The following is a 9,815-nucleotide window of genomic DNA, read 5'->3' on the forward strand; positions in this document are numbered from 1 at the left end:
TGAACATTGGCGACGAACAGCGTAATGTCTTTTCCGGACGAAAAGGCCTATCCGAATCCAGCCGAGCTGGAAGGTCGCCGACCACGACCATTGCCAACCTCAAACCGCGCAAAATGCGCTTTGCACCGCCCTGGAAAGGCATGGCGATGCCGGCGCCTGGTGGCGAAGAAATCTACCTGCTCAGCCCCGACAGCGGCGCCAAGCCTGGTCAACGCATCAAGTAAGCCCGGCAAAAAGCCCGCGCAACAGTGCTGTTCGGCGGGCTTTTTTATGGAAGAAGTACGGCCTGCGTCCTTGCCGGGTACTATCTTTCTGACTCCTCGCCTGATCGCTCACTCCCGGCACGACCATGACCGACTTCATCCTACCTCATCAGCGCCGCATTGATCAACAATCTCGTATTGCAGTTGCCGCTGGGTGTCGACCCGCTACTCAAGGCCTTCGTCATCGACCTCACCCGGCTCGCAAGTACACGCATCGGCATCGCAACGACGTGGATAATGTTTTCAAGCACACTCATCAGCTACCTGCTGGCACCCATCTGCTGCTGCCGCTGGAGCTGACGTACCTGCGTTTGTTCATATTCCTGCCGTAAGCGTACGGTTGATCAGCGCCTCGGGATATCCATGTCGTTCGTGCTCTGCCGACTCGCCTCTGGACCGGCCGCGGCCACTACTGCTGGGTAACGCCGGGACTCCGGGTTGGCGAGACGCCGACAGTGCTCACAGTGGCAGTTCCTCACGCTGGCATTGAGCCTTGGGGCCGGGATCAGCCGGTGGGTACTGAGTTTGTTTCATGATCTCGCTCAAACGCATTCACGTCCAGCACGTTCCACTGCCTTTTCGCGGCACGCCCATCGAACTGATCAGTGCCGGTTTGATGGGACTGGCCTTTCGACCAGTGGGCGTGTCAACTATGACGAATCCCAACGTATCGATGCGCTGCTGCCGCAGACACAGTGTGGCAAATGTGGGCATCCCGGCTGCAAGCCCTACGCCGAAGGAATCGCCAGCGGCGAAGCGATCAGAAGCGCCCGCCCGGCGGCGATGAAGTCATCGCAGCACTCGCCCGGCTACTGGAAGTCCCTGTCGTACAGTCTGGACTTCATCGCGGCCCCGCGCCAGCCTGCGCAGATCGCAATCAATCCCGTGAAGCCCAGCGCATTCGGCGGCCGCACAAAATGCATTCAGGCCTGCCCGGTGTGGACGCCATCGTTGGCGCAGCAAAGCTGATGCACACCGTCATCATCGACGAGTGCACGGGTTGCGACCTGTGCGTGGCACCTGTCCCGCCCATGGATTGCATCGAAATGCACCCGTTGCCACTCAGCGTGATCCCGGTCGATGGCGGTACTGCAGTTTGAAGCAGCGAACTGCAACAAGCCCGCGCCAGCAAGCGCGACCATGCGCGCCGACGCTTCGAGCTGCGCAACGACCGGCTGCGTCGTGAAGAAGAGCATAAGCAGGCCGAACGGCTGGCCCGCTCCCTGATTACCTGTTCAAACACCCGTAACCACAGCAACGCCTGCACTCAACCCCGTACAGGCCGCCATCGAGCGCATCCGTGCGCAAGAAGCTGGCGGCCGATGACCAGGCCCTGAAAAAGCCAAAATAGCCTTGGCTATGAGCCGGGCGCAGTCTGAAGCTGCCGGCTCAAAGGCTTTTGGCGAGGACCCGCCCACCGCCGAACAGCAAGCGCGAATGGTCGGCTACAGCGCGAATTCGAAGCCGCCGAGCACACCTTGATCACGCTCGAAGCAAACGCTCGACGAGCAGCCCAAGGTCTGGAAATCTACGACTGCCTGAACAACGCCAGCCCGACCGAACAGGTCATGAGTGCCGCGAAGATCATCAGCCTGGGCGTCATGGTGATGACGGTGCCGCGTTGGCGCTCTTGGTTATGGATGGGCGTTTTGATCGATTGGCTACTGGTGGCGCACGGCTCTTGCAGCCGAGGCCTTGGTGCTCACGCTGCGTCAACAGCCGCTCAGGCCGCTGAAGCGATACATGGCAGCGTACTGGCTCAGTACACGTTGCCGGCATCGCCTGCCGCCGTATTCACCGTGGTGGCTGACACTGCTGGCCAGCGGCTTTGCACTGCTGTGTGGCAAGCACCTGTTCGGCGGAGCAGGAAATCTGTTCAACCGCGCGATGCTTGGGTATGCCTTGGTGCTGGTGTCGTTTCCGCAACAGATGAACCACTGGCCGGCGCCTCTACAGCCTGAACCTGATGGGCGGGCTGCATAGACTTCGAGTTCAACTCCGCTCATGATGACGACGCCATGCCTGGGCTCAAGCCCACCGCCGCCAACGCTGCGGATCAATAAAAGTCTGACCGTCGACGAGCTGTTCGCAGGAGCCTCGCCGCCGGTTCGGAGGCAGAGGTGCCGAGTGGCTGAACCTGGCATTCCTGGCGGGCGGTGCATTCGGCTCAAACAGCGGGAAGATCATGCAGCCTGCATGCGCCAGTGGAAATGCTGGGTCGTCCCATCATCAGCCCGCCGCTGGAACGGTTCCGGGTCGGATTCCCACGGCTCGCCGCTGTTCCACTTGTTGACCGGTGCAAGCATGCTAGGCGCGTTTTTTATCGCGACAGAACCGGTGTCCGGCCCCTAAAGCCCATGCGCGCACGCCTATTGTTTGGGGCTGGAGTGGGCGTGATCACCTACCTTATTCGCACCTGGGGCGCCACCCTGACGGGGTCGCTTTCGCGGTGCTGCTCATGCCGCCACGGGCCGCGCTGGCAACGACGTACGCCTTCGCCCGAGAAAACCCGTGGAACTGGCGTCATGAATAAACCCTCCAGAGCACTCAGCGTGCTGATCATTACCCTCATCGCCTGTGCTTGCGCGGGCCTCACGATCACTCTGCAACACGCCACAAGCGCGCGAATCATCGCTGCGCGCGAAGCGGCTCAGGCACAGCGAGATCCTCAGTTCGATTCCTCGCCACCAGACAGTTTCGACAATCACCCCTTGCAGCATCCTTTGACCTTGCCTGAGCAAACGCCTGCAACCCAGACAGTCATCGCCGCATATCTTGCAACGCTCGCCGATCAACCTAGCGCGATCCTTTTCCACAGCCGGACGCAGGGCTACTCCGGCACCATCGAACTCATTGGTGTTTCGACCACATGCAAATCGATTGGGGTAAAAGCTCTCAAGCAAAACAAACACCCGGTCTCGGTGCCCGTATCGCCACCGACCGGGTCGGCTCGGCAAGTTTTATCGGCAAGTCACGAGCCAGCCAGCACAACTAATGCGTCAAAAAAAAAACAAGCAACCAACAGTTCGATCAGATCGCGGGGGCGACGATTACCTCTCAAGCGACGGCTCAGCGCGATCCACGAAACACTGCAATCTTCCACGTCATCGAGCGCAACTCCTGTCGCCATCCACAGGTAACCCGCCATGAGCGAGCGAGCGCAACATAACAATGATTTCAGCCCCCTTCTTGGCCCACTGAGCCTGACACCACTCCTGGGGATCAACCGGATCCTCCACTCGTACGGGCCATGGAACTCCGTCGGTCCTATGCATCCGCCGGCGGCCTACAGCGTCCTGTCCGGCCATGCGCCCGCTGTTAAACCCCGGCTCGCACCTGCTCGCCAGCACACTGGTGGCGGCTGCTGCATCGTCAGTTGCGCTGGAACTGGTGTTGCAGGCTCAAGCGCTGGCGCTCTATCAGGGGCTGCGACTGCTACCGACTGAATCGGCACTCATTGCGTGCTGAGCGAATACACCCGGCCAGCCGACCTGACGACCGGCCTCGGAATTATCCGGAAGCCGATCCTGTTCTGTTCAGCGTATTGATGCTGAAGTCTCGGGCTGCTGCGCCAGTTACGAAGGCACGGTCGCCTCCAGCCATGCCCAGTGGCTGTTCGGCGCAAGCGCGGCATACTGGGAAGTGAGTATATTTTCAGGGGGGCTGCACCTTGCCCTCCTGACGCCTGGGAGGTGTCCATCTTGGCTAGGACTGCTCCTGGCTGCGAGAAACGTCTGGGCAAGCCGCTCAAGCCCAATTCGAACGCCTGATGCCAAGAACATCGACCGACTCTCCGCCTCCAAGGAAACGCTTCAGCCATGAATGCCGCAAAACGCCTGGAAATTTTCCGTCGCCTGCGGGTCAACAAATCCGGAAACCTGAAACTCGAATGAGCCTTACAGCTCACCGTCTACTCGGCTGATCTCGGTGATTCTTTCGGCTCAAGCGACAGACGTCGCAGTGAACAAAGCAACCGCACGCCGTATCCGGTGGCCAATACCCCGCAAGCGATTTACGACCTGGGCGTGACAGGGTTGTCCGAGCAGATAAACCATTGTCTTACAACAGCAAGCAAAGAGGTCATCATGGGATATGTCATTGAACTGCGGACGCCTTCAACAATCAACTGCGAAGTGCTAGTAGGCCTTGCCGGGCGTCGGACGCAAAACCGCCAACGTTGTTCTCAACACGGCCTTTCGCCAACTAACCACGGCGGTCGACACCCAGATCTTCCGTGACGTAGCAATCGCAAAAGCATCGCCCCCGGCAAGAATGTGGTCGAGGTGGAAAAGCAACTGATGAACGATTTGAAGGATTACCTGCTGATGCTCATCACTGGCTCATCCTGCATGGCCGTTATGTTTGCCAGGCCCGAAAGCCCCGTTGGTGGCAGCTGCAGGATTGAAGACCTCGCTAATACAAAGCAATATGTTTATGATTGAAGCAGTTCCAGGGGCAATCCATTCAAATCCTTTTTTTACCCGGTCATGAATTGCTATAAGGTGCGCCAGTCACAATGAGCTGGAAGCCACTTTATGAGCACTGGCAAAGAAGGATTCGGACACAGAAGACGACTTTGCTATGGTTGAAGGCAATGAGGACGAGCAGGCGCCTGTGGAACAGGCAAAGACCGATTCGTAGCAAACGCCAGTCGATCGACAACCTTTTGGAGTAATGGTGCTTGCAGAAGCAACTGGCTGAGTACGACTTCGCCGCCGAGCATTCGAACTTACCCACCTCAATGCGGCGGTTTTTCTATCGCAAACGCTTCCCCGACAGCTCCACTCGCGAGAGGCTTTAGCGACTATCGGTTACGCATGATGATGGCAAAGCCCGCCTCTCTTTCCCGTATTCCTGCTATCCCCAGCATGCGAAAATGATGTCAGATGCAGCCCATTGCGCTCAGCGAGTTCAATGCAGTGCAAATCAACCAAAGAACGGGCGTTAAACTTGAGAAACAAGGCGTCGTAAGTACTGACAGTTTTATTGCTCAAAAACATCCCGTCAGCAATTTCTTTGTTGGTTTTACCGCGAGCCAGCTGCTGCAACACCATCATCTCTCGGCCAGACAGCCGATCGACTATATCTGCCTCACTGGCATTACCCAGGCTTGAGCGCACGGAATGAAGTGCCTGGTTGGGGAAATAACTGTAGCCCGACAACACCGCCTTAATCGCGCTTAGCAACTCAGTGAGATCTTGTTGTTTACAGACATAGCCGGCAGCACCGGCTTGCATGCAGCGCATGGAAAAGTGCCCCGGAGCTTGAGAGGTCAGAATCAGCACCTTGAAAGGCAACGTCATCGCTGTCAGACGGGCGATTACCTCCAGCCCGTCCAGCTTCGGGATACCTATGTCGACGCTAAGAATAACGATGTCGGGCAAATGCTCTCGAGCCAGCTGCAAGGCGTCCACGCCATTATCCGTTTCCGCGATGACCTCATAGCCATGGCGCTCCATTAGCATGCGTACAGCAAGGCGAATGACGGGGTGATCATCCACGATCAGCACTTTATTCATGGGTAAGTCCAATTTTCGCTGTTCGATTTTTTAGAGTCAGCACAAGCTGAGCCGTTATGTCTTCCAACGCCCCCCGAGGACCAACAGCCAGAAACCATCTGCAATATATGATATACGCCCTACAAAAGACGCCATGCGTGATGTACTTTTTGATCCTTTTGACAATCGGCAACCTCGGTGGTGGATCTAACTCGGTATTCAATTGTTTTGGCTGATCTCCAGCATCGTGGTTCACGCGTAAGTAATAGAGTTATCAACGTTTGGTCAAGCACAGATCCGACACCTCGATAACTAGTCAATCGAGATTTGGCATTTTCAGTGCTCACTCGGGATCCTGGCCGGGAAGCACAAATATAGCCATAAGCCACATTTACCAACGTTTTCAACCCTTACTCCGCGGTGCCTGAAACTGGTTTTTTACAGAGTGTCAGTGAACCATGAACGCACTGATGAACGCACGTGTCGACCCTCTGTCTATTCAGAGATGTGTCGGATTGTCAGACACAATACAGAACACCCGTCATAAATTATTACCTATTATATTGCGGATGTCTCAGCAAAATTTACAAATGTTGAATTTGAACGACGTTATTGCACAGCTTTTTTATTATTCTCATCCACTTTAGGAAAAAAATGCGACCACACTCAATAGTTCTGACGATGATGCCCCTCATTCCAACCTGAATACCAACAGAAATCGCACCCAATCCAACCCAATAGATAGCCCGCATCACCGATGCAGGCCATTTGCGTTGCCACCTTAAAAGTTTATATAACAAACACGGCACGGTTACGGAGTGCAGACCTGAAAAAGAAATCATTGTCCAGCTCACAACAAAACGCCTGCAGCCCTATACAAAGAGCTCATCCGACCTAGAGTTAATGCTATTCGTTGAACACTGGCCATACCTGGCGAACACGAAGAGGAAACGTACGACATCACATTAAGAATGCCGACCCCTCCAATGTAATAACCTCGCACAACTCGCCAGGTAATTCATATAAAGCGCTTTTTTTCACTTGCAAATTCTATTACCAGTCGTTACTTTTTATTAGCAGCAACTCTATTAGAACGCTTGCCCACCCTATTTAATCGAATCACGGGATAAAGTTACTCATCGAGCCGCCCACTGTACTGCCCGTGACTCGGTGATTTCATTGATTATTGGGCGAGCCATACCAAACTCAACAGACTTCTAAATCCGCCACTTTTCAAGAGCCCTTATTTTTCCCGCATAACCGGATCGAAGCGACTCACACCCAATGATGTGCTCACTTCCCCAACAGCATACAAACACAGGCCTATTACCATGAACAATAAGCCCCCATTTCCTGCTCTAAAAACATGCGCCTCTGCTGGATTTGGTGATCGCCGTGGACCAGTTCATTCAGCGAGGAGGCGTTATCGATGTTATCCCGACCGGAGAGACTGCAGACACTATCCTGGCGTCAGAAATCCCCCCGCGCCTTGATATACAGATCCTGAGCAAGATACCGCATAAAACTGGAACTATTGAAAAGTTTGGTGGCCAAGGGTGTCGGGCGTTAACGCTCTCCAATACTCCCGAGGCGATGAACAAGAAAGATGTGAGACGGATGGCCGGGGAACACGGCCTGAAGATATCCTATAGCCGACCTATTCGCGGTATCCAGAATGAAAAGGGATAAGCCTGCTACCGTTGATGACGACATTGCAGGCCACGCCATGCATTATTCCAACTTGGGGTATACGGCATGGGGATATTGCTAAGAAATTGAACTTAGCGTGCGCCAGGTATGGGGATGGAAAAATACCATCCATTTCGATTTTTGAAGCCCCGCCACAGAACCCGCGTCACCACTTGCCTGAGCGAGGATCACATCAATCGTCATCCGAGCCTGTGCTTGTGGGTAACGCAGCCTAACAAAACAGGTGTAAGCGTGATGACCGCATCACCGTCAGTCTTCATGCCTCGCAACGACCGGCTTTGGTCTTTTCAACCCCTGCCTGCCCGTGCCAGGCAGCCTTAAGCCAGTTGTTAGCCGACGCCATCGAAAAGCCCCACACTGTCCCTCTCTAATAACTAAAGCAAGTTCAGCCATCATTGCACTTAATCCGCCCCCGCCGCCACCGTTAAACATACCCGCGTGGGTTTGCCTATTGCAAAGTATCGCACAATCCGCTTAAACACATCAACCATGGCTCACCTCACATCCACTGACATCACCCCTTGAACTGAACATGAATAAAGACTCCATCACCGGCATGAACCCAGTGCGTATAATTGCCTTGTTGCGCAGGCTCTCCTGAACTCTCCGCCGCCACGGCGCTGCCCTTTCTACACTAGGATAACGCGGCAGACCCTTTATGTTTGGTTCCTCATTGTCTTCCCTTGCACCCTGACGCTTATGTTTTTTTTGACATTAAACTTCAACTATAAAGCCCTCTATGCGCCCTCTGACTTCTCCAATGAAGAAACTTTAAAGGTCTCAAAAAAAACCGATCTTTATTCTAAAGACACGCCGCAGCAACCCCCACTCAAAGCGCCTACAAACGGGAATAAGAAGAAATCATTTTCGAAACTCTTGCTCCACCTGCCAATAGACAGGATGCTTTTTATGGAGGGCCCATCTCCTGGTCAGTGCGACTAGAGAATACCCTATCCCTGCTCACTGTCCAGAACAGCACCTCTCACAGTAACACCCCCCCCTCTGCCCGGTGGATTTTAGTGATTAAAGACTGGGACGAACCGATGCCGCATGACGAACTCATTGAATTAATTAACCGCTGGGCAAAAAGCACACCACACTCCTCACATTTCGCCGTATGGGTAATTGAATCAGACCGTGTTGTACGATCGATCCATGAAAACACCCGAATACACGAGAGCGCTGTTCAACTGTTCGTTGCCCGCCGTAGGAACAATACGACAGGCGCCATGGACAACTCTAGAATTAACAACACTTCATTTACTTAATTGCGGTGCCAGTTGGCGCAACACCGCACCCAATTACTTCCAACGCCGTCCGACTTGACGACGACAAGACCTTGAGCTCTTAAAGACGCGAGCCCTGAGAAATCAAAACCCAAACTATTCCTTTGAACGAAGCGGACGCTACGACCTTGGGATTAAGCGACTAGTGTAATGAAGAACGCGCCAATGCCTGCTAGCCTTAACCAGACGAGCCAACGCTAACGTAAAAACACCGCGCACCGTCAAGGTCCCTCATCCAATTGAGCAGAGCATACAATGGGCTATCAAGCATTATTATGACACCCAAAAAAGCGCTTGAGCAACAACTGTCGTTGCTGGCGTCACTCAAAAAAAATTCATCCTTAAAGCAAGGAAGCTCCAGTTTGAACAAAAATTAGAGCGCCTATGACGCGCTACCGTAAAACGCCGAAAGACTTGATTACACTTTTCGACACCACAGCACCGCTCACTAACACGACTGTTCACGAACGTCCTGTCACGTACGCAACGGGGGCCAAGAGACTAAAGAAGACACCAGAATCAAAGCCTCACTAGTCCATTTCACGGGTGCACCCGAGACTGCAGAGTTGAATCACAGGACGCGATCTGCCAGTCCCTTATGACTACCTGGCAGCGCTGAAAAGCGTTGCCAGACTCAAATTCAACGCTGGCCTTATGCATTCATTGGAAAAATGGGTCAAGGGCTATATCGCTTCCGTGCACGAATACCTCAAACAAACCTTGGTTTATTCAATGGCCCCGCATGGCTATCAGACAACTTACGGCTTTTTGTTCGGAGCAGGGCATGCGCAGAGCATCTGATAAAGCCGGCTGCGTCCGCCTGATTGTAAGCGCCGCCGTCCTCGGAACGTCGCAATATTTCGGCATCGAACAACGACTCGTCGGATTTACGACCTGTCACGATGACATTGCCTTGATACAGCTTCAGACGCACAACGCCGTTCACGTGGGCCTGAGACGCGTCGATCATCTGTTGCAACATCAGACGCTCAGGGCTCCACCAGTAGCCGGTGTAAATCATGAGCCGGTGTACTTAGGCATCAACTCGTCTTTGAAGG

Annotated in this window: 6 protein-coding genes and 5 pseudogenes; 9 read left to right on the forward strand and 2 right to left on the reverse strand. The window is 54.2% G+C overall.

Annotated features, from left to right (window positions below; all coding sequences use genetic code 11):
- From metG to ACVBEG_RS27665, 8 genes and pseudogenes are all read left to right on the forward strand, one after another.
- A pseudogene (gene metG / locus ACVBEG_RS27630) lies at positions 1-224 on the forward strand (methionine--tRNA ligase); the annotation flags it as partial.
- 159 nt (positions 225-383) lie between these two features.
- Positions 384-563: a hypothetical protein gene (locus ACVBEG_RS27635; RefSeq protein WP_447108619.1), complete on the forward strand. Its 180-nt coding sequence runs from the start codon at positions 384-386 to the stop codon at positions 561-563.
- Positions 564-932: 369 nt separating this feature from the next.
- Positions 933-1,753, forward strand: a pseudogene (locus ACVBEG_RS27640) (RnfABCDGE type electron transport complex subunit B); the annotation flags it as partial.
- Positions 1,754-1,961: 208 nt separating this feature from the next.
- The gene (locus ACVBEG_RS27645) at positions 1,962-2,246 is read left to right on the forward strand and encodes an RnfABCDGE type electron transport complex subunit D (protein ID WP_447108624.1); all 285 of its coding nucleotides are present in this window, start codon (positions 1,962-1,964) and stop codon (positions 2,244-2,246) included.
- Positions 2,247-2,459: 213 nt separating this feature from the next.
- Positions 2,460-2,615 (forward strand): RnfABCDGE type electron transport complex subunit D, encoded by a 156-nt coding sequence (locus ACVBEG_RS27650; protein ID WP_447108620.1) that lies wholly within the window; start codon positions 2,460-2,462, stop codon positions 2,613-2,615.
- A 173-nt stretch (positions 2,616-2,788) separates the two neighbouring features.
- Positions 2,789-3,403 (forward strand): hypothetical protein, encoded by a 615-nt coding sequence (locus ACVBEG_RS27655; protein ID WP_447108621.1) that lies wholly within the window; start codon positions 2,789-2,791, stop codon positions 3,401-3,403.
- 166 nt (positions 3,404-3,569) lie between these two features.
- Positions 3,570-3,731, forward strand: coding sequence for a hypothetical protein (locus tag ACVBEG_RS27660; protein ID WP_447108622.1), 162 nt, complete (start codon positions 3,570-3,572; stop codon positions 3,729-3,731).
- 350 nt (positions 3,732-4,081) lie between these two features.
- Positions 4,082-4,705 (forward strand): annotated as a pseudogene (locus tag ACVBEG_RS27665) (endonuclease III).
- A gap of 444 nt (positions 4,706-5,149) precedes the next feature.
- Here the strand turns inward: ACVBEG_RS27665 and ACVBEG_RS27670 are convergent.
- Positions 5,150-5,782 (reverse strand): annotated as a pseudogene (locus ACVBEG_RS27670) (response regulator); the annotation flags it as partial.
- A gap of 1,374 nt (positions 5,783-7,156) precedes the next feature.
- Here ACVBEG_RS27670 and ACVBEG_RS27675 point away from each other — a divergent pair.
- Positions 7,157-7,450, forward strand: coding sequence for a hypothetical protein (locus ACVBEG_RS27675; RefSeq protein WP_447108623.1), 294 nt, complete (start codon positions 7,157-7,159; stop codon positions 7,448-7,450).
- Positions 7,451-9,466: 2,016 nt separating this feature from the next.
- Here ACVBEG_RS27675 and ACVBEG_RS27680 read toward each other — a convergent pair.
- Positions 9,467-9,815 (reverse strand): annotated as a pseudogene (locus ACVBEG_RS27680) (hypothetical protein); the annotation flags it as partial.

Source organism: Pseudomonas sp. GG8 (assembly GCF_052976945.1).

What these genes read in the sequence shown, in the direction of transcription:
- ACVBEG_RS27655 (WP_447108621.1), top strand. Translation starts at nt 2,789, where the DNA reads ATGAATAAACCCTCCAGAGCACTCAGCGTGCTGATCATTACCCTCATC.
- ACVBEG_RS27660 (WP_447108622.1), top strand. Translation starts at nt 3,570, where the DNA reads ATGCGCCCGCTGTTAAACCCCGGCTCGCACCTGCTCGCCAGCACACTG.
- ACVBEG_RS27650 (WP_447108620.1), top strand. Translation starts at nt 2,460, where the DNA reads ATGCGCCAGTGGAAATGCTGGGTCGTCCCATCATCAGCCCGCCGCTGG.